22 protein-coding genes and 1 tRNA gene are annotated in these 26,424 nt (G+C 69.2%); 15 read left to right on the top strand and 8 right to left on the bottom strand.

Annotation, left to right across the window (positions count from 1 at the left end; translation table 11 throughout):
* Positions 1-18: 18 nt before the first annotated feature.
* Positions 19-1,425 (bottom strand): FAD-dependent oxidoreductase, encoded by a 1,407-nt coding sequence (locus JRI60_RS30930; protein WP_204219534.1) that lies wholly within the window; start codon positions 1,423-1,425, stop codon positions 19-21.
* A gap of 224 nt (positions 1,426-1,649) precedes the next feature.
* On the opposite strand from JRI60_RS30930, the gene JRI60_RS30925 reads away from it, so the two are divergent.
* The 3 genes from JRI60_RS30925 to JRI60_RS30915 all read left to right on the top strand — a co-directional run bounded on the left by JRI60_RS30925 (position 1,650) and on the right by JRI60_RS30915 (position 5,222).
* Positions 1,650-2,768: a GNAT family N-acetyltransferase gene (locus tag JRI60_RS30925; protein ID WP_204219533.1), complete on the top strand. Its 1,119-nt coding sequence runs from the start codon at positions 1,650-1,652 to the stop codon at positions 2,766-2,768.
* A complete protein-coding gene (locus JRI60_RS30920; protein WP_204219532.1) occupies positions 2,756-3,931 on the top strand; it encodes a DegT/DnrJ/EryC1/StrS family aminotransferase in 1,176 nt (391 codons plus the stop codon). Before JRI60_RS30925 ends, JRI60_RS30920 begins: the two co-directional genes overlap by 13 nt.
* A gap of 79 nt (positions 3,932-4,010) precedes the next feature.
* Positions 4,011-5,222, top strand: coding sequence for a GNAT family N-acetyltransferase (locus JRI60_RS30915; protein ID WP_204219531.1), 1,212 nt, complete (start codon positions 4,011-4,013; stop codon positions 5,220-5,222).
* On the opposite strand, the gene JRI60_RS30910 is transcribed toward JRI60_RS30915, so the two are convergent.
* The 4 genes from JRI60_RS30910 to JRI60_RS30895 form a co-directional block, all read right to left on the bottom strand.
* Positions 5,219-8,752 (bottom strand): Ig-like domain-containing protein, encoded by a 3,534-nt coding sequence (locus JRI60_RS30910; RefSeq protein WP_204219530.1) that lies wholly within the window; start codon positions 8,750-8,752, stop codon positions 5,219-5,221. The genes JRI60_RS30915 and JRI60_RS30910 overlap by 4 nt on opposite strands.
* A gap of 163 nt (positions 8,753-8,915) precedes the next feature.
* Positions 8,916-9,851, bottom strand: a complete 936-nt coding sequence (locus tag JRI60_RS30905) for a tetratricopeptide repeat protein (RefSeq protein ID WP_204219529.1) — start codon at positions 9,849-9,851, stop codon at positions 8,916-8,918.
* A complete protein-coding gene (locus JRI60_RS30900) occupies positions 9,848-10,357 on the bottom strand; it encodes a cytochrome c-type biogenesis protein (RefSeq protein WP_204219528.1) in 510 nt (169 codons plus the stop codon). Before JRI60_RS30900 ends, JRI60_RS30905 begins: the two co-directional genes overlap by 4 nt.
* A gap of 118 nt (positions 10,358-10,475) precedes the next feature.
* On the bottom strand, positions 10,476-10,895 hold the full coding sequence (locus JRI60_RS30895) for a helix-turn-helix transcriptional regulator (protein WP_204219527.1): 420 nt from the start codon (positions 10,893-10,895) through the stop codon (positions 10,476-10,478).
* Between the two features lie 246 nt (positions 10,896-11,141).
* Between JRI60_RS30895 and JRI60_RS30890 the strand changes: the two genes are divergently transcribed.
* The 7 genes from JRI60_RS30890 (at position 11,142) to JRI60_RS30860 (ending at position 18,612) form a co-directional block, all read left to right on the top strand.
* Positions 11,142-12,293, top strand: a complete 1,152-nt coding sequence (locus JRI60_RS30890) for a serine/threonine-protein kinase (RefSeq protein WP_204219526.1) — start codon at positions 11,142-11,144, stop codon at positions 12,291-12,293.
* 68 nt (positions 12,294-12,361) lie between these two features.
* Positions 12,362-12,769, top strand: coding sequence for a (deoxy)nucleoside triphosphate pyrophosphohydrolase (locus tag JRI60_RS30885; RefSeq protein WP_204219525.1), 408 nt, complete (start codon positions 12,362-12,364; stop codon positions 12,767-12,769).
* Between the two features lies 1 nt (position 12,770).
* Positions 12,771-13,733 (top strand): hypothetical protein, encoded by a 963-nt coding sequence (locus JRI60_RS30880; protein ID WP_204219524.1) that lies wholly within the window; start codon positions 12,771-12,773, stop codon positions 13,731-13,733.
* Positions 13,734-13,940: 207 nt separating this feature from the next.
* On the top strand, positions 13,941-15,998 hold the full coding sequence (gene ftsH / locus JRI60_RS30875; protein ID WP_204219523.1) for an ATP-dependent zinc metalloprotease FtsH: 2,058 nt from the start codon (positions 13,941-13,943) through the stop codon (positions 15,996-15,998).
* A gap of 114 nt (positions 15,999-16,112) precedes the next feature.
* Positions 16,113-16,358 (top strand): RNA polymerase sigma factor region1.1 domain-containing protein, encoded by a 246-nt coding sequence (locus JRI60_RS30870; protein ID WP_204219522.1) that lies wholly within the window; start codon positions 16,113-16,115, stop codon positions 16,356-16,358.
* Between the two features lie 50 nt (positions 16,359-16,408).
* The gene (locus JRI60_RS30865; protein ID WP_204219521.1) at positions 16,409-17,020 is read left to right on the top strand and encodes a nucleotide exchange factor GrpE; all 612 of its coding nucleotides are present in this window, start codon (positions 16,409-16,411) and stop codon (positions 17,018-17,020) included.
* A 131-nt stretch (positions 17,021-17,151) separates the two neighbouring features.
* On the top strand, positions 17,152-18,612 hold the full coding sequence (locus JRI60_RS30860) for a trypsin-like peptidase domain-containing protein (protein ID WP_204219520.1): 1,461 nt from the start codon (positions 17,152-17,154) through the stop codon (positions 18,610-18,612).
* Positions 18,613-18,621: 9 nt separating this feature from the next.
* Here JRI60_RS30860 and JRI60_RS30855 read toward each other — a convergent pair whose 3' ends face one another.
* Positions 18,622-19,284, bottom strand: a complete 663-nt coding sequence (locus tag JRI60_RS30855; protein ID WP_204219519.1) for a DUF6066 family protein — start codon at positions 19,282-19,284, stop codon at positions 18,622-18,624.
* 180 nt (positions 19,285-19,464) lie between these two features.
* Here JRI60_RS30855 and JRI60_RS30850 point away from each other — a divergent pair, with 180 nt between their 5' ends.
* On the top strand, positions 19,465-19,827 hold the full coding sequence (locus JRI60_RS30850) for a PilZ domain-containing protein (RefSeq protein WP_204219518.1): 363 nt from the start codon (positions 19,465-19,467) through the stop codon (positions 19,825-19,827).
* 88 nt (positions 19,828-19,915) lie between these two features.
* On the opposite strand, the gene JRI60_RS30845 is transcribed toward JRI60_RS30850, so the two are convergent.
* Entirely contained in the window at positions 19,916-21,466 is a 1,551-nt protein-coding gene (locus JRI60_RS30845) for a Glu/Leu/Phe/Val family dehydrogenase (protein WP_204219517.1), read from the bottom strand.
* Positions 21,467-21,798: 332 nt separating this feature from the next.
* Between JRI60_RS30845 and JRI60_RS30840 the strand changes: the two genes are divergently transcribed.
* From JRI60_RS30840 to JRI60_RS30830, 3 genes are all read left to right on the top strand, one after another.
* Positions 21,799-21,874, top strand: a tRNA-Thr gene (locus JRI60_RS30840).
* A 129-nt stretch (positions 21,875-22,003) separates the two neighbouring features.
* Positions 22,004-23,368: an AHH domain-containing protein gene (locus JRI60_RS30835; protein ID WP_430384329.1), complete on the top strand. Its 1,365-nt coding sequence runs from the start codon at positions 22,004-22,006 to the stop codon at positions 23,366-23,368.
* An 11-nt stretch (positions 23,369-23,379) separates the two neighbouring features.
* Positions 23,380-24,627, top strand: a complete 1,248-nt coding sequence (locus tag JRI60_RS30830) for an imm11 family protein (protein WP_204219515.1) — start codon at positions 23,380-23,382, stop codon at positions 24,625-24,627.
* A 209-nt stretch (positions 24,628-24,836) separates the two neighbouring features.
* Here the strand turns inward: JRI60_RS30830 and JRI60_RS30825 are convergent, their stop codons facing one another.
* Positions 24,837-25,286, bottom strand: coding sequence for a cyclophilin-like fold protein (locus JRI60_RS30825; protein WP_204219514.1), 450 nt, complete (start codon positions 25,284-25,286; stop codon positions 24,837-24,839).
* A 190-nt stretch (positions 25,287-25,476) separates the two neighbouring features.
* Here JRI60_RS30825 and JRI60_RS30820 point away from each other — a divergent pair, with 190 nt between their 5' ends.
* Positions 25,477-26,382, top strand: a complete 906-nt coding sequence (locus tag JRI60_RS30820; RefSeq protein ID WP_204219513.1) for a LysR family transcriptional regulator — start codon at positions 25,477-25,479, stop codon at positions 26,380-26,382.
* Positions 26,383-26,424: the final 42 nt, after the last annotated feature.

The raw sequence follows: 26,424 nt of genomic DNA, 5'->3' as shown, positions 1-26,424 counted from the left end.
CCTCGACTCCGGGGCCCCTCACGCCGCCCGGGACTGGGGGACGGAGATCGGCTCCGGCCTCCGTTTCAGGGCGGCGGCATCGGGCCGGGCGGTGAGCGCCTTGAGCACCATCCGCGGGGAGAAGAGGACCGTGGGTGACTCGAGCATGTGCATCACCCGGACGAAGACGCGGAGCGCCTCCTCGTCGTGGCTCGCGAGGCGGTGGATCCTGTCTCCGAGCCAGTTCAACAGTCCGCTCGTCGGCGCGCGCCTGCCCTCCACCTCGGGGAAGCGGAGATCTCCACTGGTGGCGAGCGACCAGGGCACCTCGAGGAGCTGGCCTACCCGCTGCCGGTGACGCTGGGCGGCTCCGCCCTGGCCCTGGCGCAGGCACTCGCCCAGCAACCAGGCCTGCAGCGCGGCCGTGGTCATGCCCTGGCCGTAGACGGGGTTGAAGGAGCAGGACGCGTCTCCCACCAGCGCCAGGCCCTCGGGGAAGCGGGGCATCCGCTCGTAGTGGCGCCGCTGGTTGTGGGAGAAGCGGAAGACGGTGATGGGTGAGAGCGGCTCGGTGTGCCGCAACACGTCGTGGAGGTAGGGATCGCCCAGGCTCCGGGCGAACTCGAGGTAACCGGCGTCGTCCAGGGTGGGGTGATCGCCCAGCCAGCCGCACATGGAGATCAGCCAGCGGTCACCCTCGATGTTCACGAGGGTGCCCAGCCGCCGCTGCCTGGGCAGCTCGGGCGCGATGTTCAGCATCTTCCAGCCCGGCTTGAAGCCCGGCGGCATCCGGACGAGCCGGCTGGAGTAGACCACGTCGACGTGGATGCGCGTCTCCTCCACCCGGGGATAGCCCAGCGCCTCCAGCCACTGGGGGGTGCGCGAGCCGCGGCCACTGGCGTCCACCACCAGCTCGCCCTCGAGCGTCTGCTCCTCGCCACCACCCGGGGCCCGGACCTGGAGGCCGGTGACGCGGGAGTGATCCGCGCTCGTCAGGAAGCCGGTCACCTCCCGGCCCTCGAGGAGGCGCACGTTGGGCAGGGCCAGCAGCCGCTTGCGCGTCACCCACTCGAGCAGGGGCCGGCTCTGCGCGTGGAGGTAGACGCCGCTCTGGAGCCGCGGGCGCCAGAGGCCGGACATGTACCAGGCGTGATCCCCGGTCATGTCCAGGCACTGGGCCCCGGCGGCCTCGAGGTCCTCCCGGAAGCCGGGGAAGACGTCCCCGAGGATGTTCATGCCGCGCGTGAGCAGTCCGTGGATGTGCATCCCCTGGGGGACGCCCTTGCGCGGCTGGGGCCCGTCCTCGAAGCGGTCCCGCTCCACCAACGTGACGCGCTCGAAGAGGCGGGACAGCACGCCCGCCGCGACCAGCCCGGCCATGCTGCCACCATAGACGATGGCGTGCCCGCCCACGGGCCTGGAGGGAGTGGGGTTCGGAGTGCTCATGCACCGGATCCTAGGCGACCTCCGCCGTGGAGTCGAATCGGGCAACCCGGGACGTATCGCCTCGGAGTTTCGTCTGCTCGACAGATGGGCGGACGCGCTTGTCCGCTCGGCGGCTCGGGCGGGCGAAACGACGCGCGCGGGTTGTTGGCGGCCACGTCCGTTACCACCTTGCGGCCCACGCGGGACCTCGGGGGCCCCGCGCCGTCAGGAGCCGGACACAACACATGGAAGCCAGACAGCTCACTCCCGCGCCGCGCGTCGTCGAGGCGACGGACCGGACCGCCTTCATGGGGCTGGAGCCGGAGTGGAACGCGCTCGTGGAGTCCACGGCCAACGAGCCCTTCTACCGTCATGAGTTCCTCCGGATCTGGGTGGACAACTTCGCCCCGGAGTCGCGGCTGCGCGTGTTGACGCAGCGCGATGGGGAGGGGCGCCTCACCGCGGCCCTGCCGCTGATGGCCGGGAAGGGCTCGATGTACGGGGTGCCGGTGCGGCAGCTGTCCGCCACGGCCAACCCGCACTCGTGCCGCTTCGACCTGGTGGCGCGCGAGCCCGAGGCCGCCGCGGCGGCGTTCTTCGAGCACCTGCGCCAGGACAAGAGCTGGGACGTGCTGCTGCTCACGGACGTGCCGGAGGGTGGCACGGGCTGGAAGCTGTACGAGGCGGCGAGCGCGGCGGGGTTCCCCCTGGGGACGTGGGAGTCGCTGCAATCGCCCTACATCCCGCTGCCGGGCTCGTGGGAGGCGTACCAGCAGACGCTGCACTCCAAGTTCAAGGCGAACTGCCGGCGCCGGCGCCGCAAGCTGGAAGAGAAGGGCCGCGTCACGGTGGAGCGCGTGGAGGGCGGGCTGGATCTGGAGGTGAAGCTGGAGGAGGGCTTCGAGCTGGAGGCCAGCGGGTGGAAGGGCCGGCGGGGCACGGCCATGGCGCAGGATGGGCGCACCCGGGGCTTCTACTCGGAGCTGGCGCGCGAGGCGGGGTACGCGGGCCGGCTGGCGCTGTACTACCTGAGGCTGGACGGGCGCGCGGTGGCCTTCCAGTACGGGCTGGAGTACGGCGGGCGCTACTTCCTGCTCAAGCCCGGCTACGACGAGTCGCTGGGCGACTGCAGCCCGGGCCAGCTCCTCATGGAGGAGGTACTGCGCGAGTGCATCGCGCGAGGCCTGCGCGAGTTCGATTTCCTGGGGCCGGACATGGTGTGGAAGCGGGACTGGACGGACAAGGTCCGCCGGCACACCTGGCTCTACGTCTTCAACGACACGGCATACGGCCGCGCGCTGTGCGCGGCGAAGTTCCGGTGGGCCCCCGTGGCCAGGGAGGTGGTGGCGCGATGGAAGAAGTGAAGAACTCGAGGTTGTTCGTCCCCGCTCTGCCCACGCTCTGGCCGGGCATGCTGTTCGGCCACCGGGAGCCGAGCGGCTTCATGCCCTTCCACGCGTCCAACGTCCGTTGGTTCTACTTCGCCCGCAACGCCGTCTGGACGACGGTGAAGATGCTGGGGCTGGACAAGGGCGAGGTGTTGATGCCGGCCTACCACCACGGTGTGGAGGTGGAGGCCGTGGCGGATGCCGGGGCCACGCCGCGCTTCTACCGGGTGGGCAGCCGCTGGGACGTGGACGTGGAGGACGTGGAGCGGCGCATCGGGCCGAAGACGAAGGCGCTCTACCTCACCCACTACGCGGGCTTCCCCGGCCCCGTGGACGAGATGCGCAAGCTGGCGGACAAGCACGGCCTGCCGCTCATCGAGGACTGCGCGCTGTCGCTGTTGAGCGCGGACGGCTCGGTGCCGCTGGGGACGACGGGAGACATCGGCATCTTCTGCCTCTACAAGACGCTGCCGCTGCCGCACGGCGGGGCGCTCACCGTCAACGGCCCCCGGCAGTACAGCCTGCCGGAGCCGCCCAAGCCGCCCTTCACGTCCACGCTGAGCCACACGGTGTCCGCGCTGCTGCAGAACCTGGAGCTGCGAGGAGGCTCGTTCGGCCGGGGCGTGCGCCGCTTCATCCGGAGCCTGGGCAAGGGGGCGGTGAAGGCGGCGGACATCGAGCGCGTGGCCACGGGCACGCAGCACTTCGATCGGCGGCACGTGGACCTGGGGATGAGCCCGTTCGCGAAGCGGATCGCCCAGGCGCAGGATCTGGAGGCGATCGTCGAGCGGCGGCGGCGCAACTACTTCTTCCTGCTGGGGCGGCTGCGCGACGTGTCGCAGCCGCTGTTCAACCAGCTGCCGGCGGGGGTGAGCCCGCTCTTCTACCCGCTGGTGGTGGAGGACAAGGCGGAGGTGCTGGCGAGGCTGCACGCCAAGGGCATCGAGGCGATCGACTTCTGGCGGCACTTCCACCCGGCGTGCGACGCGTCGGCATTCCCGGAGGTGGCGCAGCTGAGACGGAGCATCGTGGAGATTCCGTGTCACCAGGATCTCACGCCGGAGGTGATGGCGGAGGTGGCCGGGGTGGTGCGAGGCGCGCTGACGCAGGATCGCCGCAACCGCAAGCACGCGGGCTGAGTCTGAGACTGAGAAACCCCTCCCTCTCCCTCTGGGAGAGGGTCGGGGTGAGGGTATCTCGAAACACGAGGTCGAGACCGTGATTCACGAAGCGGAACTGTCCCCGACACCGAGCCCGGCGCAGTGGCTGGACGTTGGAGCGGTGCGGGAGCTGTCACAGATCGCGGGCCTGAGGCGAGCCTGGAACGCGCTGCTCGATGGGAGCAACGCGGGCCCCTTCAACGCGTGGGAGTGGCTGTACCCGTGGTGCAGGCGCATCGCGCCGGACCGGAAGCCGTTCATCCTGCAGGCCAAGGACCGGACCGGGGCGCTGGTGGGGTTGATGCCGCTGGGCTTCGAGTACCAGTGGGTGCTGGGGCGGCCGGTGCGCCGGCTGTCCTTCCTGGGCGAGACGCACGTGGGCAGCGACTACCTGGACGTGGTCGCGAGGCGGGGGCGCGAGGAAGAGATCGCGCGTCTCTTCGCCACGGCGCTATGGGAGCTGAGGGATCAGTGGGACGTGCTGGACCTGACGGACCTGCGAGAGGACTCGGTGACGGTGCGGGTGCTGCGGGAGACGTTCGAGAAGACCCGCGCGGAGCTGAGCCTGTCGACGCGGTACGTGTGCCCCTACGAGCCGCTGTCGAAGGGCGAGTCCTTCGATGCCTTCCTGCGGCGCACGAGCCGGCGGGACAACTACCTGCGCCGGAAGAAGTGGCTGGAGAAGCAGGAGGGCTACCGCATCGAGAAGACGGAGGCGCCGGGCGAGCTGGCCGCGCCGCTGACGGACTTCTTCCGGCTGCACGCGATGCGGTGGGAGTCGGACGGGGGCTCGCAGGGCATCAAGGGGAGTGGCGTCGAGGCCTTCCATCGCGATGCCACGCAACTGCTGGCGGAGCGGGGCCGGCTGCGCCTCTACACGATGAAGGTGGGCGGTCAGGCGGTGGCCTCGGTGTACGGCATCCTCCACCGGGACTCGTTCATCTACTTCCAGTCCGGGTATGACCCCGCCTGGCGCAACCGCAGCGTGGGGCTGGTGCTCGTGGGAGAGACGTTCCGCGACGCCATCGAGTCCGGGCTCACCGAGTACGACTTCCTGCGAGGCACCGAGTCCTACAAGTCCGACTGGACGACGCAGCAGCGGCGCACGGTGTCCGTGCGGGTGCTCTCGCCGGGCGGGGGAGGGGAGTGGCTCGTGCGGCGCGAGGAGGCGATGAAGCAGGTGCGCGACGTGGCCAAACTCGTGCTGCCCCAGGACATGGTCGAGCGGGTACGCCGGTGGCGGCGCAGGAAGGCCGCGGTGCGCGGTTAGGGCACGGGGGCGGTGCTCGCCTCCGATTCTTCCTCGTCCGGGGACGTGCCTTCCGGCGCTGGAGGCGCGAGCTCCTGGCCGGGAGCACCCTCGGTCTGGGCGGTGGAGGGCTTCTCCGCCTCCGGTGAGGCGTCGCCGTCCACCTGGCTCGGTGGCTCCTCGAAGGTCAGTGCGCACTCCGCCGACAGCGCCTTGTCACCCCGGCCCACCACGGCCTTCAGGGACCTCCGGCCGGCCTTGCTCGTGGCGAGCGTCGCGGTCACCACTCCGGCCGCGTTGGTCGTGGACGCGGCCGGCTTGAATCCATCCTCCGGCTGCACGCCCTCCCAGGCGACGATCTCCTGGTTCTCCACCGGGTTGCCGTAGCGGTCCTTCGCCAGGAGCGTGAGGGTCGCGGTGGCTCGCCCATCCGCGAGCAGCCCGGAGGTGTCCGTCGTCAGGCTCACCGTGTCCACGGGCCCGCTGCCCACCGCGATATCGGTGTCCTTCGTCGCGGCGCGGCCCTCGAGCTCGGCCGTCACCGTGACGCGTGTCTTCCCGGCGTTCGTGAGGAGGAGGATCGCGCTCGCGAGCCCCCGTTCATCCGTGGAGAGGTCGCGCTGTTGGAAGCGCGCCTTCGCATCCGAGGCCTTCCACTGCACCTTCGCGCCGGGGATGGGGCGGCCCTTGGCGTCCATCACCTCGAACCGGAGCGTGCTGGTTTCTCCCGCCGTCAGGGTGCTCGCCGAGGCCGTCAGGCGGCTGAGGTTCGCGTCGGGCGCACTGGAGACGAATCGCACCGTCACCTGATCGCCGAGGGGCATCGCCTGCTCCTCGGGCCGCAGGGGTTCGATCACCGCCGAGAAGGTGATCTCCTTCGCACGGGTGGACGTGAGGCTCGTGGTGACGAGCCCTCGCGCATCCGTGGGCCCCAGGCGCCGATCGAACTGGCCCTCGGCGTCACTGGAGGAGAGGAGGACGTACCGGCCCTGCACGGGATGCGCGTTCGCGTCCCGGACCGCCGCCGTCACGGTGATGGCCTCCTTCCCGTCCGCCGCGGCCGTCTCCGTGTTGGCGCTCAGGGTGGACTTGTCCGCGCCGGGGGCGCTCGCCTCGAAGAGGACCTCCGCCTGCAACGAGAACAGCACCTCGCGCCGCCCGGCGCGATGGACGGTCGCGACCACGGACTTCTTCCCGATCCGCGTGGACCAGAGGTTGACGGAGGCGCGCCCTTCCTCGTCCGAGGTCATCTCCCGTGGTTCGACCCGGCTGCCCGTCCCCCTGGCTTCGAATCGCACCACCAGCCCCGGGATGGGGTTGCCGTGGGCATCCTGCACCGTGGCCGTGAGCACCGAGCGGTTCTTCCCGCTCAGGGTGACCTTCGCCGGCTTCGCCAACAACCCGGAGCGCTTCGAGTTGGGCGCCCCGGGGGCGAACGTCACGTCCGCGCCCAGCTCCACGGGCCGGGGGCCTTCGGACAGGAGCACCCGGACGTGGACCGGCTTCGTCCGGGTCGTGCGGAGGATGCCCTTCGCGTGGCCCTGCTCGTCCGTGACCGCGGGCTGCTCCAGGGTGTACCCCTCCGTCTCGGGGACCTCGAGCCGCACCGGCCAACCGGAGACGGGGTTGCCGTACTCGTCCCGTGCCGTCACCTCCAGCTCGACCGGCTCCTGCCCGTCCGCCACCGGCAGCTGCTCGCTCCCGGAAGGCTTCGGCGCGACGCGCACCTCGAGGGTGGACTCCCGCTCGTGCGGTGGCCCGGCCTCGAACGACACCTCCACCGGTTGCAGCTCCCGCCGCCCGTTCTCCGTGACGACGCTGGCGCCCACCTTCCGGGCACCCGCCCACTTCGTCCGGTAGCGGAGCTCCGCGATGCCCCGCTCATCCGCCTTCACCTGGGTCTCCCGCGCGTCGTCGCCGCCCTCGACGGTGAAGGTCACCTCCCATCCGGCCGTCGGATGGTTCCCCGCATCCCGGAGCGCCACCTTGAAGACGGCTTCCTCCCCGACGGGCGCCTTCTTGGAGACCTCGATGAACGAGGAGTTCTCCGCGTCCGGAAGGCCGGCCGTGAAGGTCACCGGCTGCCCCTCCAACGGCACCTCGCGAGGGCCCGGGTTGACGAGCACCGAGAGCGTCACCTTCTCCGGGGCCAGCCAGGAGAACTCGAACCGGGCGGTGCCCGTCCCCTCGCTGACTCCCTGGAAGCGCTTCGAGGTCCCGGACGCGCCCACCACCGTGAGCCACACCTGCTGCTCCGGCAGGGGCCGGCCCTCGGTGTCGTTCACCCCCACGATGACCGTGACCTTGCTCCCCACCAGGTTGCGCGGGTCGGCCACCACGACGTCCACCGTGGAATGCCGCGCGCTCGGCTGAACGCCCGGCCACAGCCACCAGGCCACTCCCGCGACCAGGGCCAGCAGCACGGGAAGCGCGAGCAGCCAACTCCGTGAACGGGCTGGTTGGGTGGGCGGCTCGGGCGCTCTGGGCGGAGCCGTTGGGACGGGCGGTGCCTCGGGCACGGGGACGAGGCGCAGCGGCTCCGCCTCGATGGCCGCCTCCAACGCCGCGAGCTTCTCCAGGCCATCCGGGAAGCACTGCCGCAGGAAGCCCGCCAGCTCCGCGGCCTCCACCGCTCCCACCGCCTCGCGCAGCGCGTCCGCCATCTCCTGGCCCGTCGCGTAGCGCGCCTCCCTCTCCCTCGCGAGCGCCTTGCGGACGATGGGCTCCAGCTCCGTGGGAAGCCCCTCCAGCGGCTCCTCGCACCGGACGATCCGGCGCAGGGCCTCGTTCTGCCAGGCCCGTCTCTCCTCGGGCGTCAGGTCTCCTCGCGGCGGCGGCCCGCCGAACAGCGACCTGCCCGTGAGCAGCTCGTGAAGCAACAGCCCCGCGCAGAAGAGATCGCTCCGGCCATCGAGCGGCTCCGGTTCCCGCGCTTCATCCGGCGCGCTCTCTCCCGGGGGATCCGTGTACCGGAGGATCTCCTTCGCCCGCTCCGGAGACAGGTACTCGGGCGTTCCGCGCTCGACCCCTGCCGTCCCCGAGAGCGTGCTGGCCGCCCTCGCGAGACCGAAGTCGATCACCTTCACCACCCCCTCGAAGCTGACCATCACGTTGTTGGGCGTGATGTCCCGGTGGATCACCGCCAGCGGTCGTCCGTCTCGCCCCTCCGTCCGGTAGGCCGCGTCCAGCGCCCGGCACACGTCGTGGACGATCGCCCCGGCGATTCGCGGCGGCACCGGCTGCCGGTGGAGCGTGTCCACCACCTGCCTCAGGCTCCTCCCCCGGATCCACTCCATCTCCAGGTACAGCTCGCCCCCGTTCTCGAACGCGTCGTACACCTCCACGATGTTCCGGTGGCGCAACGCGCACGTGATCCGCGCCTCGTCCAGGAAGCGATCCCGGCCGTACGGATCCTCGGGATCCAGCTTGAGCTTCTTGAGAACGATGTGCTTGCGGAGCGGATTGGTCGTCAGGGCGAGGAAGACCTCTCCCATTCCTCCCTCGGACAGCTTCCGCAGCGACCTGTAGGACTTCGCCAGCACGGGTTGCATCGTGCCACTCCAGGTCCAGGGGATGACAGCTCGGGCGCGGGTTCGTTGACCCTCACCCCAGCCCTCTCCCAGAGGGAGAGGGGGCATTCACGGGCTCAACCTGGGATGCTCGGTACCCTCACCCCGTCCCTCTCCCGGCGGGAGAGGGGTGGTTGTCGGGTCATTACCTTCCCAGCTCTCCTCGGAGCTGCTGGATCGCCGCCAGCAACGGCGGCGGCTGCAGGTTCGCCGGCACCTCCACCGCGAATCGCTCGAAGTACTCCAGCGCCTTCGCCTTGTTCCCCTGCCTCATCGCCAGCGCCCCCAGGAAGAGCAACGACTCCTGCGCGTCCGGGTACGTGTCCACCAGCGTCACCAGCTCCCGCTCCGCTCCCGCCTCGTCTCCTCTCACCGCCCTCAGCACTCCCTGGTGCACCCGCAGCTCCACGTTGAACGGATCCACCGCCAACCCTCGCTGCGTCACGCGCTCCGCGTCCTCGTACATCTGCCGCCGGATCAGCTCGTGGCTCAGCAGCGCCGCCGTCTCCAGGTCCGACGGGTTCTCCTTCAGCCTCTCCCACGCCTGCGCCAGCTCCGCGTCCTCCTCTTGCGGCTGCTGTTGCCCGTTCGCCCCCATCCCCGGCGGCACCCGGCCCGTCGCGGTGTCGTCCTCGCCACGCGCGCGCTGCTCGGACACCAGCGTGTAGCCCAGGATTCCGAAGAACAGCACGATGCCCCCGCCCCACAGCGCTCCCTTGAGCTGGGGCGACAGGAAGCCCGTGGTCACCGGCGCCGTCCGTGGCTCGGGCCCCTTCGCTCCCTGCTTCTTCTGGTGCTCGTCCCTCGCGCGCAGCGCCGCCACCGCCTCCTGCTCCAGCCGCGTCCGCTCCGCCTCGTAGCGCTCCGGCGCCAGCGAGTGCTTGTCCGCCGCCAGCTCCTTGAGCTGCTCGATCAGCGACTGGTAGCGCCTCTCCAGATCCTCGAGCGCTCCATCCTTCACGGACTCCTGCGCGGGCCCGCCCTTGCGGCGCTGGGTGAGCAGGAACAACGCCGCGGCGATGAAGCCCACCGCGAGCACGACGAGTCCAGGAATCCAGTTGGTGGACGTCTGCGGGTTCATTGATCCAGCTCCCGGCGCACGGCCTGAAGGTACGGGTCCACGGCGTCGGTCGTGGACGGGGTGGGCTCCGCGGGCGTCGCGGGCGTGGAGGCCGTCGGAGTGGAGGCCGTCGGAGCGGACGGCTCGCCGCGCTTCACCTGCCGCGCGATGACGTAGGCGCCGCCCAGCAGCAGCAGCACCGGGCCCACCCACACGAGCAGGTTGACGCCCTCGGCCGTGGGCTGCAGCAGCACCCACTCGCCGTAGCGGGCCACGAAGTAGTCACGGACCTCCTGGTCCGATTGGCCCTGCGCCACCAGCTCGCGGATCTTGTCCAGCTGGGCGCGAGCCATGGAGGAGGGGCTGTCGGCCACGGAGAGGCCCTGGCACACGGCGCAGCGCAGCTCCTTGCCGAGCTTCTGCACGCGCATCTCCAGAGGTGGCGCGAGGGGTTCACTCCCGGCCTGTTGGGGCGCGAACTGGCCCGAGGCGAGAAAGAGCGTCAATGAGAGAAGGGCGGCGGTCATGGGTTACCCGGGGTCCGGCCTACCTATCGTCACAGGCCGGGTGTTGCCCAGGGAAACCCGAGGGCAGGGGAGCGACTTCATCGCCCGTCCGCCCGCCGCCCGGGGGTGAGAGGGAGGCCTACTGGGAGGGCGAGGCGTCCTCCTGTCCCCGGCTCTGTCTCATGTGTCTGAGCCGCACCAGGCCGGTGGCCATGAGGCTGAGCAGGCGGAACTCGGCCGGCTCCAGCTTCTTCACCGTCCTCACCAGCCGGCGGATCTCCGCGGGCTCCTCCACCGGCCGGGCCGGAGCCTCCTTGGTCCAGAAGTTCTCCTGTGCGGGCTGCAACCCCAACAACACGTCCGAGGGGATTCGCAGTGTCTCGCACAGCTTCTTGAGCGTGGGCACGCTGGGCAGCATTCCGCCGCGCTCCAGTCGTCCGTAGACCTCGGTGGCCAGCCCCACGCGCTCGGCCACGTCCTCTTGAGTGAGATTGGCTCGAATTCGTGCCGCCCGCGCCGCGGTCCCAATGGTGGCCGCCAGTCCTCGTGGGAGAGCCATACCGTGCAGTCCTGAAGTAGGAGTTGATTGGAAGAAGGCGTACGGCCCGGAACACCCGGACCGACCTGACTTCAAAGATAACCGGAAAAGTGGTGACTTCAAGAGTCATCTGCGAGGTAGACCCGACTTTCGAGGTCAGCGCCCCAACTTTTCCGCACCCCCCCGCGTCATCGTTCTTGGTGACCGCCGGGGTCCAGGTTTACCTTCCGGGTCATCTCGCCGACACCCTCCCGAGGAGTTCCCCGCATGTCGATCCGGTCGTCCCCTGACAACCCCCAGCGCACCACGTCTCCGGTGGTGTTGGATGCCGGGCTGGCGAGCTACGAATTCGTACGCTCGCTGGGCCAGGGCCATCATGGAGAACTGGTGCTCACGCGCCAGCGTTACCGTCAGGGCACGGGAGGTTATACCGTCCTGAAACGGCTCAACCGCGTCGTGCGCCAGGAGGACTACCAGCGTCTGGTGGAGGAGGCGCGGTTGGGCGGCAGGTTGCGCCACCCCAACATCGTCTCGGTCCAGCTGCTCGCCGGCACTCCGGCGGAGCCGCTCCTCCTCATGGACTACTGCGAGGGCCCTGCCCTGGGTGACCTCGTGCGTCAGGCCGCGAAATCGGGCCGCTCCTTCTCCGAGGCCTTCTGCTGCCATGTGACCTCCGAGGTCGCAGAGGCGCTCCACTACGCGCACTCGCTCCTCAATGACGACGGGGAGTCCCTGGGCGTCGTCCACCGGGACGTGACGCCCCAGTCCATCCTCCTGGGCCAGCATGGCGAGGTGAAGCTGATCGACTTCGGGGCGGCCTGGTCCCGTCTCGAGGGTCGCATCTCCACCGAGGGCGACAGCGACATCGGAGACCTGGCCTACAGCTCCCCGGAGCGGGCCATGATGGAGCTGCTCGACGGGCGCGCGGATCTGTTCTCCCTGGGCCTCGTCTTCCTGCAGCTGCTCACCGGGCGGCACCTGCTGGACGCCACCGAGCGCCACGAGGCGGAGCTGCTCGGCCGTCAGCTGCGCACCCGCGGGGACGCCGGCGCCAGCCGCCTGTCGACCATGGAGGAGCTGGGCCCCACGCGCACCGGCGAGCTGATGAAGCGGCTGCGCCAGCTGGAAGCGCGGGAGGTGGAGGCGGCGACGGGCTCGCTGCCCGAGGGGTTGCGCCCCATCCTCCACCGCATGCTCGCGCGGCGGCGGGAGGACCGTTATGCAACGGGGGCGGAGGTGGCTCAGGCGCTCCGCGATTACCAGTGGCGCGCCGGTCATCGGTTCGGACGCGCCGAGTTGGTGGCGGAGGTGGCCGCCCTGCGTGCCGCCGCCCTGGGGGATCTGGAGGACTCCAGCCGCTCGAAACGGGGCCGGGGTTCGTCCCGGGGACGTCGCGGGGGGCCTGGACGGGAGCCCTGAGGCTTGGCCTGGGGCCCCGGGCCGTGTTAGTCCGCCGCCTTCCCGCTTGCGCGAGAAGGAGTCCGGAGATGGCTCGCCGTCACATCCGCGTCGTCGGCGCGATGCTGCAGAACGCCGAGGGCCGCTACCTCATCACCCAGCGCCCTCCCAAGGCCACGTTGCCCCTGCTTTGGGAGTTCCCCGGAGGCCGTGTGGAGGAAGGGGAGTCGGATCCCCAGGCGCTCGCCCGGGAGATCCGCGAGGAGATGGGCGTGGAGGTGGAGGTGGGGGAACAGGCGCTCCACACCCATCACGAGTACCCCACGTACGACATCGACTTCCGCGTCTACCACTGCCGGCTCACCAGCCCCGAGTCCGCCATCCAGCACCTGCGTGTGCATGACCACCGCTGGGTGGCACTGGATGAGATGTCGAAGTACCAGTTCCCCGACGCGGACGCGAAGACGTTGGCCAAGCTGCTGGGCCTGGAAGCCTGACGTGCGCGGGCGTGTCCTGGTGCTCACGGGGCTGCTCCTGGGGGCCTGTACGACGAAGAAGTCGTCCAGCCCCGAGGCGGCCCTCGCCACCACCGACTCGCGCTACCCAGCCGCCGAGGGCCTGCCCGGCTGCCGGCTCTATGGGGAGCCCCATGTCGTGGGCCAGCCCCCGGACGTCGGCCGCGTCCCCCTGGTGCTGGCCGAGCTGTCCGGCCTCGCCGCGAGTTCCCGCCACCCGGGCGTGCTGTGGACCCACAACGACTCCGGCAACACCTTCCAGGTCTTCGCCATCGATGAGCTGGGCACGGTGCGCGCCACCCTGACGCTCACCGGCGTGGAGCCCAAGGACATCCCCCGGATGGACCTGGAGGACATCGCCGTGGGGCCGTGCGCTCCGGGCGAGCAGCGCTCCTGCATCTATCTGGCTGATACCGGCGACAACTTCGAGCGCCGCGCGCAGGTGCGCGTCTTCCGCTTCCCGGAGCCGGAGCAGGTGGCCGATGCCACCGTCCCCGTGGAGACGCTGCCCTTCACCTATCCGGACAAGCCCCACGACGCCGAGGCGCTCGTCCTGGAGCCGCGCACCGCCCGGCTGGCGGTCATCACCAAGGCGCGCGATTCGCTGGGCGAGGTCTTCGCCCTGGACGGGCTGGCGCCGGGCACGGTGGCGAAGGCCACGCGCCTGGGCGAGCTGCGCGCACCGGGGAACGTTGACTTCCGCACCACCGCGGCGGACCTCCACGAGTCGGGGCAGCGCCTGGTGCTGCGCACCTATACCCGCGTGTGGGAGGTGCGCCGTCCCGGCGCCAGCGGCCTGGAGGAGCTCGTGCAGGGACAGGTAGCGGAGGTGCCCGGCCCCAGCCAGGCTCAATCCGAGGCCATCACCTACCTGCCCGGTGGCCGCTCCTTCGTGCTCGGCTCCGAGTTCGCTGGCCAACTCCTGTACCGGGTGGACTGCCGCTGACCGGTGCCTCCGTGGGGAGGGTGTCAGCTGGTGAGCAGTGCTGCTGGCTGGATGGACGGGTGCTGTTCCGGCGTTACCTCAGATACCCGGATGTGTATCGCATGTCGGGTTGACCGGCGGGCGAGTGTGAACATCTTTTGCCCGCAGGGTCGTCGTACCACGTACCACCTGGGGTGCGTGGAATGGGGGAGGGGGAGTGCGCAGACGATGAAGCCTCAGAACACGCTACCGCCGGGGATCAGCCCTCGCGGAAAGAAGCAGGAAAAGCCACCACCTCCCAACAAGGGCTTCAGGTTCGGCTCTCCGCTTGGCTACATCATATTGCTCGTCCTGGGCTTCATGTTGTTCCGCAACGTCTTCCAGGACGCGGGTGTGCAGCGGGTGAGCTACAGCCGGTTCCGTGAAGCCATCACGGAGGGGAAGTTCTCCCGGGTGCAGCTGTCGCAGGAGTGGGTCAAGGGAATCCTCAAGGATTCCACGCAGCCACCGGCCGACAGCCAGGCCACCGGTCCCGGGCCGCTGCGCAGCGAGCCCAGCGCCCTGCCGTGGCTGGCCTACCGCGTCCAGGGCGACGAGGAGCTGGTCCCGCTGCTGGAGCAGCAGGGGGTCCAGTACGAAGCCGTGCCCCAGTCCAGTTTCTCCGAGGTGCTGTGGATCTGGCTGCTGCCGCTGGGCCTCGCGTTCCTTTTCTGGAGCTTCATGATGCGGCGGATGGCCGGAGGCATCGGCCAGGGTCCGCAGAGCGTCATGAGCTTCGGCAAGACACGGGCCAAGGTGCAGGCCGAGTCCGACACCGGCGTGGGCTTCAAGGACGTCGCCGGCGTGGACGAGGCGGTGGAGGAGCTGCGGGAGATCGTCGAGTTCCTCAAGACGCCGGAGAAGTTCCGCCGGCTGGGCGGCCGCATCCCCAAGGGGGTGCTGCTGGTGGGCCCGCCGGGCACGGGCAAGACGCTGCTGGCCCGCGCGGTGGCGGGGGAGGCCGGTGTGCCCTTCTTCAGCCTCTCGGGCTCCGAGTTCGTGGAGATGTTCGTCGGCGTGGGCGCCGCCCGGGTGAGGGATCTGTTCGCCCAGGCGACCGCCAAGGCGCCGTGCATCATCTTCATCGACGAGCTGGACGCCATCGGCAAGAGCCGCAACGCGGGTGTGGCCGGCGGCCATGACGAGCGCGAGCAGACGCTCAACCAGCTCCTGGCGGAGATGGATGGCTTCGACAGCCGCGCCGGCCTCATCATCCTGGCGGCCACCAACCGGCCGGAGATCCTCGACAGCGCGCTCATGCGTCCGGGCCGCTTCGACCGGCAGGTGCTGGTGGACCGGCCGGACAAGCGCGGCCGCGAGCGGGTGCTGGAGATTCACTCGCGGGGCGTGAAGCTGGGACCGGACGTGGACCTCAAGTCCATCGCTTCGCGCACCCCGGGCTTCGCGGGCGCGGATCTGGCCAACGTGGTGAACGAGGCGGCCCTGCTGGCCGCGCGCCGCAACCGCGACAACGTCACCCGGGCCGAGTTCGAGGAGGCCATCGAGCGCGTGGTGGCGGGCCTCGAGAAGAAGAACCGCCGGATGAACGAGCGCGAGAAGGAGATCGTCGCTCACCACGAGGCGGGCCATGCGGTGGTGGGCTGGATGCTGCCGCACGCCGAGCGGGTGACGAAGATCTCCATCATCCCTCGCGGCATCGCCGCGCTGGGCTACACCATGTCGATGCCGCTCGAGGACCGCTACCTCATGTCGCTGGACGAGCTGCGCGACAAGATGGCCTCGATGATGGGCGGGCGCGCCGCCGAGGAGATCTTCATCGGCGAGGTGTCCACCGGTGCCTCCAATGACCTGAAACAGGCCACGGAGATCGCCCGGCTGATGGTGCGCGACTACGGCATGAGCTCGCTGGGGCCGGTGGCCCTGGGGGCGGAGCAGCAGAATGCCTTCCTGCGCTCGGCCCTGGGTCCGGAGGTCCGCACGTACTCGGAGCAGACGGCGCGCATGGTGGACGAGGAGATCCGCAAGATGGTCTCCGAGGCGCTCGACCGGGCCCGCCGGGTGCTCACCCTGCACCGGGACAAGGTGGAGGCGCTCGCCGCCCGGCTGCTCGCCGTCGAGGTGGTGGAGGAGGAGGAGATCCTCAAGCTGCTCGGCCCCAAGGCCACCGCGGTGAAGGGCCTGCTGCACCCCGAGGCCCGCCAGGTCATCTCCGCGCACCCGGCCGGCGGCGAGGAGCCGCCTCCTCCTGGCATCCAGCACTCCGACGGGAAGTTGCCGGACGCCTGAGGCCCAGCAGGCGCCTGGTCGCCTGCCCTCCGGGCTTGCCTTCGCCCTTCCACGCCGCATGTTCTGCGGTGTTGGAAGGGCGAAATTATCTTGCCCGGGAAGGAGGGAGTGGCCGTGGAGAATAGAATCGGGAAGAGCTATACGGCGCGCAAGGCACTCTTCGCGAAGGGGCTGCGTGAGGGCCGTCTGACCGTGCAGGAGATCGAGAAGGCACTGCCCGCCGGCACCCTCACGGCCGCCGAGAGGTGGCTGTTGTACTACTCGCTCCGGGCGGCCCAGGTGGAGATCGTCGACGAGGTGACCGGACAGGTGGATCACGGCTTCATGTCCGAGCCGCCCTCCGCGCCCGCCGAGCACTAGCCCCGCCGTCCGTACGTTGACACACCTCCAGGGCTGGTTAGGTTCGGCGCATGAATGGCAATCCCCGGACCGACGGTCCGCCCCAGGAGGCACAGGGACAGGAAGCCGCCGCGGCCACCGCGACGCCCGAGACGTCCGCCGAGCAGCAGCCGGCCCAGGAGGCCGCGGCGGATGTGGAGCGGCAGCGGTTGGAGACGGAGCTCGACGCGACCCGGAAGCGCGTGGATCAACTGGCGCGCGCCTACCAGGAGTTGATGAAGGATCGCGAGGAGTTCAAGCAGCGCCTCACGCGCGAGCGCGAGCGGATGATGGACGTGGAGCGCGGCAACGTGGCCACCACGCTGCTGGAGGCGGTGGACGAGCTGGATCGCTGCCTGTCCATGAGCGGAGGGGATACGTCCTCGCCGCTGGCGCAGGGCGTGAAGATGATCCGAGACGGCCTGCTGTCGAAGCTGCAGCAGACGGGCATCGAGCGAATCCAGGTGGTGGGCCTGCCGTATGATCCGAACACGGCGGAGGCCACGGACATGGAGATCACCCCCAATCCGGACGAGGACCAGAAGGTGGTGGCCGAGGCCCGTGCGGGGTACCGGCTGAAGGATCGGATCATTCGTCCGGCGCGGGTAAAGGTGGCCAAGTACGTCGCCCCCGCCCAGGCCTGACCGTGTTTGTTCCCTCTCCCTCTGGGAGAGGGCTAGGGTGAGGGTCTGTTTCCCTCGCCCCTCCACACCGTGAACGGGAACCCGGACACTCCGGGAAATAGGCGGAGGGAGTGGCTGTTCGACCCTTCGCCATGCCCCCCATCCGCCGTTCTCTTCCCTTCCTCCTCCTCTTCGCGCTGCTGGCGCTGATGCCCGCTCTCCGGGCGGGCGCGCAGCAACGGGGGCCACTCGCTCCCTGGCTCGAGGCACGTGCACGGGAGCACGCCGCCTGGGTGGAGGACTCCACCCGTGTGCGCAGTGGCCCGATGGGGCTGTGGCGCGAGTGGGTCTCCAAGGAGCCGATGCTGCCGGGCTTCGTGCCGCCCACCTCGCTGGCGCCGCTGATCCGGGCGGTGGAGGCGGGGGTGGTGAACATCAAGGCCGAGGGGACGACGCAGGATCCCCTGCGGGGCCTGGCGCGTATGAGCAACACGGGCTCGGGCTTCCTCCTCACGCCGGACGGGCTGGTGGTGACGAACAACCACGTGGTGGCGCGTGGGGACTCGGTGGCGGAGGAGATCGTCGTGCGCCTGGCGGACGGGCGCGAGTTCCCCGCCGAGGTGGTGGGCCGGGACTCCTCCACGGACGTGGCGCTGCTGCGGCTGATGGGACAGGGGCTGACGGGCCTGCCGGCGGTGTACCTGGGAGACTCGGACCGGCTGGAGGTGGGCGACTGGGTGGTGGCCATTGGCAGCCCGTTCGAGCTGGATCACTCGGTGTCGCACGGGATGATCTCCGCCAAGGAGCGGGTGATCGGCGTGGGGCCGTTCGACGACTTCATCCAGACGGACGCGCTCATCAACCCGGGCAACTCGGGCGGGCCGCTCTTCAACATGAGGGGCGAGGTGGTGGGCGTGAACACGGCCATCATCAGCCAGGGGCAGGGCATCGGCTTCGCGGTGCCCATCAACATGGTGAAGGATCTGCTGCCCAACCTGCGCAAGAACGGCCAGCTGCAGAGGGGCTGGATGGGCGTGGTGATCGACGAGCGGTCCCAGGTGGGCACGCCGCAACAGCGCGCCGCGGTGGTGAAGGAGGTGTACCCCAGCAGCCCGGCGGCGCAGGCGGGGCTGCGGGTGGGGGACCAGGTGGTGGCGGTGAACGGCAGGCAGGTGGACTCGTACCAGCAGTTGCTGCGCAAGGTGGCCATGCTGGCGCCGGGCACGGAGGCGAAGCTGACGCTGGTGCGCGGAGGTGCCCAGCAGGAGGTGACGCTGAAGCTGGCCGCCCGCCCCGCGCAGGAGGTGCTGGCGGCGATGGCCAGCCCGGGCAACCTGGGCGAGCTCGGCCTCCTCTTGAGGGATCTCTCCCCCGAAGTGGCGGCGCCCATGGGGCTGGAGCCCTACGAGGGGGTGCTGGTGTCGGGAGTGACGCCCCGCAGCCCGGCGGCGCGCGCGGGGCTGCGGACCCGGGACGTGGTGACCGAGGTCAACCGCCGCAAGGTGAAGGACATCGCGGCGGTGAAGGGCGCGCTGGAGAAGGGCGCGGGCTCGACGGTGCTCCTGCGGGTGCAGCGTGGGGACGTGCAGCAGTACGTCGTGCTGGAGCCCTGAGCCCCCTGGCTACTTCTTCTTGGGGGCCTTCTTCGCGCCCCCGGCGGCGGGCGGCTCCTCGGCGAACCACAGGCCGAGCGTCTCGCCGGTGCGCGCGTGCGTGAGGAGGATGGCCTCCATGCGGGCGGCCACACCGGTCGTCTTCCCCACGCCCCGCTTGCGCGGCAGGCTCCACACCCCCTGGGGCGTGAAGATGAGCTGGGCGCGCACCTGGCGCGAGGAGAAGAGGCGCATGAAGTCCATGGCCGTCCACCCCTCGGGGGTGGTGCCGGTGATGCGGATGAGCGGGAGCAGCGGGTTGCCGTCCGCGTCCGTCTGCGTGGGCTGGCCCTGGGTGAGGGCGTAGGAGCCCCCGGGGAAGTACGGGACGACCTGGATGGTGTAGTTGCCCGAGCCGGGCTGGTACGGCCCCGGGCTGAGCATGGTCGCCGCATCCTCTCCGATGATCATGTAGAGCTTCTTGCCTTCGTACTTTCCGCGAAACTCCTCGGAGCTGGCCCGGCAGTTGGGGCCGGAGAACATGCTGGCGCACTCGCCGATGTACTTCTCCAGGAAGGACGTGAGGCTGCCCAGGGGCTCGGCCTGATCTCTCAGGCGGGCGAAGCGCGCATCCACGTCCGCCAGGGCGAGCGTGGGCACGAGGAGGAGGGCGGCCAGGAAGAGTCTTCTCACGCGGGGGATGCTCCTGATTGAGGGGTAAGGGCGGGGCCGATGGTGCCACCCCGTCACGTGTCCGGGCACTTCGGATGCGGGTACGTAGTGGTACGTGCCGGTATGGGTTGGTGGATAGTTTGACTACATGTCCGCACCATGTAGTTTCTGCGTCACCGTCCACCTACCCGGAGGCACCCTTTGGCGGAAGTACAGGTCCGAGAGCGACGCACGCACCTGCGGTTCGACAAGGTCTTCACCATCTACCTCTCCACGGAGGGGGGGTTGAGCCGAGGCATCGGACGCAACATCAGCGCCCAGGGCATGTTCGTGGAGACGCGGGAGCAGCTGTCGCTGGGCGAGCGGGTGAAGGTGACGTTCGCGGGCGAGGACGGCACGGAGATGACGTGCCTGTGCGAGGTGCGCTACCAGGTGGCGCTGGCGTACGGGCGCAAGGACGGGCGCGAGGGCAACACGCGGGGCGTGGGGCTGCGGATCGTCGCGTACGAGGTGCAGGAGGACGCACCGCTGCTGCTGGTGGCGCGCGAGCGCGTCATGCACTGAGGCCTGTGGGGGAGGGCGGTGCGAAAAGAGAGAGGGCACGGCCGCCAGGAGCAGCCGTGCCCTTCGTGCTTCCGGAGCTACCCGGGAGTTACTGCGAGAAGCCCTCGAGGAGGTAGTGGGCCTCGATGCGCTTGAGGGCGAGGATCATCGCGGCGCAGCGCGGATCCACTTCCTTGCCGATGCAGAACGGACGGCTGTCGTGCGAGTCGGTGCGGCGCGACTGGTTGCGGGAGATGTCGCGGATGATGCGGTAGTTGCGCTTCATCGCGTGCTCGAGGCGCTGGTTGACCTCGCCCTCGCTCCAGCGCTCCATGCGCTTGTTCTGGATCCACTCGTAGTAGCTCACCGTCACGCCACCGGCGTTGGCGATGATGTCGGGGATCATGTCGATGCCGCGCTTCTGCAGGACGCGGTCGGCCTCGGGGGTGGTGGGGCCGTTGGCGCCCTCGGCCACCAGCTTCACCTTGAGGCGCTCGGCCACGTCGGCGGTGATTTCGCCACCGAGGGCGGCCGGGAAGCAGATGTCGGCCTGGACCTCCCAGAAGTCCTTCTTGTCGATCTTCTGGGCGCCGGGGAACCCGAGCACGCTGCGGCGCAGGTTCTTCGGGTCATTGACGTAGGCGAGCAGTGCGGGCACGTCGATGCCGTCACCGTTGTAGATGGTGCCGTCGGCGTCGTTGACCGCGAGCAGGCGGGCGCCCATGCGCTGGAGGATGGCGGCGCCGTGGCTGCCCACGTTGCCGAAGCCCTGGAGGATGAAGCTCTTGCCCTTGAGGGTCTCACCCTTCTCGGCGTAGTAGTCCTCGATGCAGAAGGCCACGCCCTGGCCGGTGGCGGCCGCACGGCCCTCGGAGCCGCCGATGCGCACGTCCTTGCCGGTGACGATGCCGCGCAGGTTGTGCCGCTCGCGCTCGCCGTCCGAGTACTGGCGGTACATGAGGGCCATGATGTCCCCGTTCGTCCCCACGTCGGGTGCGGGGATGTCGATGTTGGGGCCGATCAGTCCCTTGAGCTTGTACATGAAGCGCAGGGTGATGTTCTCCAGCTCCTCCTTGCCGTAGGAGCGGGGGTCGATCTGGATGCCACCCTTGCCACCGCCGAAGGGGACCTCGGAGATGGCGGTCTTCCAGGTCATCTCCGCGGCGAGCGCCTTGAAGAGGTCCAGGGAGACCTCGCGGTGATAGCGGATGCCGCCCTTGTAGGGGCCGCGGGCCTGGTTGTGCTGGACGCGGTAGGCCTTGAAGCGCTGCGACTCGCCGGGAACGAGCTGGTACACATGGCCGTCGGGAAGGCGCAGGTGACCACGGCGGATGGAGACGTCCGAGCCGAGCAGGGCGCGGCCGTTGAGGATGATCTTCCCGTCGGCCAGACGCTCCAGGCCCTCGGGGTTGCGGACCTGGGTGACCTGGAGGTCCGAGAAGTCCCGGGCCTGCTCGGGGGCGAGCGGCACCAGGCGATCCTTCAGCTTCGCGGTGACATAGAAGATGTGCTCGTAGTCCGGCTCCTCGAGCTCGAGGCGCACGCGCTTGTCCAGACCGATGAGGTCCGCGGCGCGATGGAAGATTTCCATCGCTTCCGTGTAGACGGTGCGCTTCGGCGTCGGGGCCGGGGCGCGCATGAAGTTCTCTTCGCTTGCCATGTGAAAAATCGCTCCTTGGGGTTGAGGCGATTGGGTAGAGGCGGGGCCCTTATGTGCATAGCAGCCAGCATGGGTCAATCGCTGGACGGACTTATTGGGGAGCAAAGTTTTAGTTTTTTCAAGTAGTTAGCCAACGCGGCGTGTCATTCACGGGGGGTCTCCGCCTGTTTGCTCGCCTGGTCTCTGGCTGGCCGTGGACGGGGTCGGGTGGGGCCAGTCGGAAGGCGGGTGGGGTCGGAAGTGGGGTGGAATGAAAGAAGTGCTTGCCGTGGTTGGAGGGGCGTGTTACTTCGCGCGCCCACATCGGTGACGCCAAAAAGCGTCGTCCTTGTGCCGACATAGCTCAGTCGGTAGAGCAACTGATTCGTAATCAGTAGGTCCCCGGTTCAAATCCGGGTGTCGGCTCCAAAAAGAGGGTCGCCAGACGCGAGTCTGGCGGCCCTTTTTCTTTTCTGGCTCCGGCGTCTCCCGCCTCCTCCCGTGCCCATCGAGCCCCTCTGTCATCCTGGGGCCAGTCCTCGGATTCGGAGGTGCGGCGTGTCCACCCGTCTTGTTGGTCCGTGTCCGGCAGGCACGCGGCAGCGCCCCTGGCTGGGCGCTTGGGCCCTCATCGTCCTCTTGCTGCACGCCGCGTGCGTCACGGGCGTGCCTCACGTGCGGCCTGTCATGGCTGAAGCGGAGGTAGAGGGCGAGGTGGTTCGCCTCTCCCTGCCCACCCGATTCGGGGCAGTGCAGGTGAGTGACTTCGAGCTCAACGAAGCCCTCACCACCCTGGTGCTGAACATGCCGCTGAGGGTGGCCGGCTCCCACTTCCCGCTCTACCTCCACCGGAAGCTGGCGCTGGCCTCCGTTCCACTCACGGGCGAGGAGTGGCGCACGCCCCTGGCGCGGTCCTACGGGCGCTTCTGCGAGCGGCAAGGCACTCCGGGCGACTGCCTCGGGTTGTTCAAGGATGGGCCGGGCTTGGACGGCGAGGACAAGCGCGACCTGGCCCTGGCGCTCTCCGTGAATGCGGCGCTGGAGGCCCGGGACACGGAGCTGCGCTCCATGTTCTCCACGACGCAGCTGTGGACGACGCTCAGCGTCACCATCATCGGATACCTCGCCTTGGTCGCGGCACCCGAGCCCGTCTCTAAAGGCGTGGCCGCTGCACTCGCCCTGCTCATGTGGGGCTACCTGGGCTGGGAGCTCTTCGACCTGGTGCGGGCCTGGTTCAAGCTCTGGGAAGAAGCGGCGGAGGCCGGCACATTCGCGGAGCTGCGCGAGGCGGGAGAGCGCTTCGGCAAGGTCATCGGGCCCAACAGCGTGCGGATTCTCCTGCTGCTGGGAACGGCGGCGGTGGGGGAGACGGCGGCGCTGGTGTCCAAGGCCCCGAAGCTGCCGGGCTTCGCGAAAGCCGCCGGAGCGCTCGAGTCCCATGCCGGCATCCGAGACGTGCTCACGGCAGTGCAGGAAGCGGACAAGGTGAAGGTCGCCGTGGCCGAGGGCACCTTCAGTGTCGCTCTGCCCGCCAACGTCTTGAGCATGGCTGCGAGGGGCTCTCCCGCTCGCGCGGACCCGCCGAAAAAAAAGCCGGAGGTGCACCACATCGCCACCGTCGAGAACGAGAAGTCCACCTTGCGCGGCGGGCCCTGGACGCAGCGGTTCAAGCAGATCTTCGACAAGGCAGGCATGTCGATGGAGGACCCGGCCAACAAGGTCCAACTTCCCGGACACACGGGGCCTCACCCTCAGGCGTATCACGAGGAGGTCTACAGGCGACTGGAACGAGCGACGGCAAGCTGCCAGAACACCCAGCAATGTCGGGTTGCGCTCGTCGATCAACTCCGAAGGTTGGCGCGGGAACTCACCGACAAGGACTCCATGATCTACAAGCTTCTCACCCAAGGCGCTGCGCGTTGAGGACTGGCGCTATGTTGAAGCGGTACTTCAGACTCAATGATGATGTCTACATTCCCGGACGCTGGGACTTGGGCACCCCCATGGATGCTCAGGGCCGGAATCTGGACGATTGGCTGTTCAGAAAGGGGACGCCGCTCCCTATAGACGGGCGACTCAGAATTCCCCTCCGTGGAGGAGAGGGGACGGTGCTGGATTTCACCGAGGCGGGCCTTGGGGTCCCTGTCGTCAGCGCCAGAGTCGCATCCATCTTCGCCGCGATGGCTCCTGGTGACATGCAGCTCATCCCAGTGGATGTCGAAGCGCACGCCGAGCCGTTCTACATCCTGGTTTGTACGCACCTCGTGAAATGCATCGACGATGAGAAGTCCGGCGAGGTGCAGTATTGGAAGCCGGAAGACGGGCGCCCGGAGATGACGGGAACCTACCGGGTTGTGTATGCCATGCGAATCGATCCCACGAAGGTGGGGGACGCCCAGGTGTTTCGCACCCGGGGCTATGAGGGAGATCTCATTGTCTCCGAGGACGTCAAGCAGGCCCTGGAGCGCGTGGGCGCTACGGGCATTCGGTTCACGGAGGTCACAGGCCCGGCTGTCAACACTCCGGAGGAACTCGAGCGGCACCGGAAGCGCCGTGAGCTGTTCGAGGCCGCGGACACCGCTCGTGAGACGGCCTGGCGCACCCTGGGGTCGCTGGACAAAGAGGTCTTCATGCCCATCGCCATGAGCGGTGCGTGGCCGGGCCAGCGGCAGCTCTGGAGCGTCATCCGTCGCGGGGCGGGGCGTACGCTGCTGGTCACGCACGGACTCTCGGACCCCTTCATCGAGCGCCTGGAGCCCTCTGTGGGCTTCGGCTTGGAACTCGCCCTGGAGGTGGACGCGGCCGTGAAGGACATCTCGAAGGGGTGGCCTCTGTTGCTGTTGGACCGTGTGGCGGATGAAGTCGCGGAGCACGAGCAGGTGCGCGAGGGAGTGAAGGCGGGCCTCTTCTCCATGGAGGTGTCCGGAAAGGGTATGCCCAAGTCCCTCGTCACCGAGGAGGGCAGGGTGGCCGTGCTGCTGGGCGTGGAGTCACGCACGCTGCCGAGTCACTTCTCCACACCGTATGGGGAGGTGAAGCTCGTCACCGTCAAGGTGCTGCTGCCCTCGGAGCTGGCGTACCTGCTGGAGCATGGCGCAGAGGGCCTGGCCGAGCTGGCACGACGCTTCGTGGAGAGCGGCGAGGAGCACCTGTCCCGTCTCAAAAGGAAGCCCGTGGCGTAGGGGCCGCAGTGTCGGCGTGGTGGCCCGCGGCAGTGCCTGGAGTCCGTGATGGGACACCTCGGGCTGTGACAACGCAGTCATGACCGGCTCCTGGGTGATGGCACGGGCTCCTCGTAGACGTCCGGAGTGGGCGAACTCGGCGCCTTCACGGCTCCGGCCCGTCAGCCCGTGCGCCAGCTCCAGGAGCACTTGCGCGTGGTGCTGCTCACCTACTTGACGAGCTCGATCCTCGCCTTCAGCGGACCGGGCTCCCTCAGGGCTTCGACGCCACCGTCGATCTTCCCGAGCGTGACGAGCCCGCTCGCATGGCCGGAGTCCCTGTAGAACAGGGCCAGATTCCCCCAGGGGGCGTAGTAGGTGATGTCTCCGGCCGAGGCATCGGTGCCTGGAGGCGTGCCCTTCGTGGACAGCCTCCTCGGCAAGTCGCTGATCTTCTCGGTTGCCGCGTAGTCCTTGAGGGTCAGGGTCAGTGGCAGCAGGGATACGAAGTCGCGCGTGGTCTCGTTGTCGCGCAGGGTGGCCGTCAGGACCGCCTCTCCAATCGTCAGTCGAATCTTCATGGTCTTTGCCTCGTAAGCGGGCGCGCCCTTGGGGTGGGTCTGGGCGAGCGCTGCGCCGAGCAGCGGCAGTGAGATGAGCGTTGCGGCGAAGAGCTTCATGTTCTTCCTCCTTGAAGACGCAGGCTTGATGGAAGGAGTACGCCCCGTGCCCTCCGCGGACTAGCTGGCGAGGCGCGAACGGGCCGTTAACTGGTGGTTGAAAGTGGAGGGCCTCTTCGCCGAACGTCGCTGCATTCCTCCGCCGGGCCGTCACGGAGCTCTCCACCGGCGCTTCGCAGGAGCCACTGCAATGAAGACGGTTCTCCTCCCGCAGCTCCATGTGTTCCTTGCCGTCGCGCGCCTCAAGAGCTTCCGCGGTGCGGCACGCGAGCTCGGCGTTTCCACGGCCGCGGTGAGTAAGTCGGTGCGGCAGCTGGAGGAGCAGCTGCGCGTGGTGCTGCTCACCCGCACCACCCGCAGCGTGGCGCTGACGGAGGCGGGGCGGCGACTGGTGGAGGACGCGGGCCCAGGCCTGGGGCAAGCACTCGCCGCGCTCCAAGGGGTGTCGGCGCAGCCCGGGGAGGCCGTGGGGAGGCTGAAGCTGTCGGTCCCGCGCACGGCCGTGCCCTTCGTCATCACCCCGGTGCTGCCCACCTTCCGCGCGCGCCACCCGCGCGTGGAGGTGGACATCGTTATCGAGGATCGCCTCGTGGACGTCGTCGCGGAAGGCTACGACGCGGGCGTACGCCTGAGCGAGTTCCTCGAGCGCGACATGGTGCAGGTGCGACTGACCAACCCCTTCCGTTTCGTGGTGGTGGGCGCACCCGGCTACCTCGCGCGCCATGGGACTCCCGAACGTCCCGAGGACTTGCTGCGCCACCAATGCGTCATCCTGCGCTCACAGACGACCGGGACACCCTACGCATGGGAGCTGGAGCGCGGGCGCAGGAACTGGCGCGTGCCGGTGCGCGGCGGCGTCGCCACCAACGACGAACAGACCAGCGTGGCGCTCTCGGCCGAGGGGCTGGGCCTGGCGTACGCCTTCGAGCCGGCGGTGCAGGAGCATCTGCGCTCCGGGCGGCTCGTGCGGGTGCTCGAGGCCTACGCGCCCACCGTCCCCGGCTTCTTCCTCTACTACCCAAGTCGCGCGCAGCGCTCCGGCCCGCTCCGCCTCTTCGTCGAGACGGCCAAGGAGCTGGCCGCGATGAGGATGTGACGCCATGCACCTCTCGGGTGCGCTGGCCACGATGAACTGCGC

The organism is Archangium violaceum, assembly GCF_016887565.1.
In the GTDB taxonomy this organism is placed as follows: Bacteria; Myxococcota; Myxococcia; order Myxococcales; family Myxococcaceae; genus Archangium; species Archangium violaceum_B.
This window is presented reverse-complemented; position numbering and strand designations above follow the sequence as displayed.

Excerpts from the sequence above, each read along its gene's own strand:
- JRI60_RS30930 (WP_204219534.1), bottom strand. The coding sequence starts at position 1,425 with ATGAGCACTCCGAACCCCACTCCCTCCAGGCCCGTGGGCGGGCACGCC.
- JRI60_RS30925 (WP_204219533.1), top strand. The coding sequence starts at position 1,650 with ATGGAAGCCAGACAGCTCACTCCCGCGCCGCGCGTCGTCGAGGCGACG.
- JRI60_RS30920 (WP_204219532.1), top strand. The coding sequence starts at position 2,756 with ATGGAAGAAGTGAAGAACTCGAGGTTGTTCGTCCCCGCTCTGCCCACG.
- JRI60_RS30910 (WP_204219530.1), bottom strand. The coding sequence starts at position 8,752 with ATGCAACCCGTGCTGGCGAAGTCCTACAGGTCGCTGCGGAAGCTGTCC.
- JRI60_RS30905 (WP_204219529.1), bottom strand. The coding sequence starts at position 9,851 with ATGAACCCGCAGACGTCCACCAACTGGATTCCTGGACTCGTCGTGCTC.
- JRI60_RS30900 (WP_204219528.1), bottom strand. The coding sequence starts at position 10,357 with ATGACCGCCGCCCTTCTCTCATTGACGCTCTTTCTCGCCTCGGGCCAG.
- JRI60_RS30895 (WP_204219527.1), bottom strand. The coding sequence starts at position 10,895 with ATGGCTCTCCCACGAGGACTGGCGGCCACCATTGGGACCGCGGCGCGG.
- JRI60_RS30890 (WP_204219526.1), top strand. The coding sequence starts at position 11,142 with ATGTCGATCCGGTCGTCCCCTGACAACCCCCAGCGCACCACGTCTCCG.
- JRI60_RS30885 (WP_204219525.1), top strand. The coding sequence starts at position 12,362 with ATGGCTCGCCGTCACATCCGCGTCGTCGGCGCGATGCTGCAGAACGCC.
- ftsH (WP_204219523.1), top strand. The coding sequence starts at position 13,941 with ATGAAGCCTCAGAACACGCTACCGCCGGGGATCAGCCCTCGCGGAAAG.
- JRI60_RS30865 (WP_204219521.1), top strand. The coding sequence starts at position 16,409 with ATGAATGGCAATCCCCGGACCGACGGTCCGCCCCAGGAGGCACAGGGA.
- JRI60_RS30860 (WP_204219520.1), top strand. The coding sequence starts at position 17,152 with ATGCCCCCCATCCGCCGTTCTCTTCCCTTCCTCCTCCTCTTCGCGCTG.
- JRI60_RS30845 (WP_204219517.1), bottom strand. The coding sequence starts at position 21,466 with ATGGCAAGCGAAGAGAACTTCATGCGCGCCCCGGCCCCGACGCCGAAG.
- JRI60_RS30830 (WP_204219515.1), top strand. The coding sequence starts at position 23,380 with ATGTTGAAGCGGTACTTCAGACTCAATGATGATGTCTACATTCCCGGA.
- JRI60_RS30825 (WP_204219514.1), bottom strand. The coding sequence starts at position 25,286 with ATGAAGCTCTTCGCCGCAACGCTCATCTCACTGCCGCTGCTCGGCGCA.
- JRI60_RS30820 (WP_204219513.1), top strand. The coding sequence starts at position 25,477 with ATGAAGACGGTTCTCCTCCCGCAGCTCCATGTGTTCCTTGCCGTCGCG.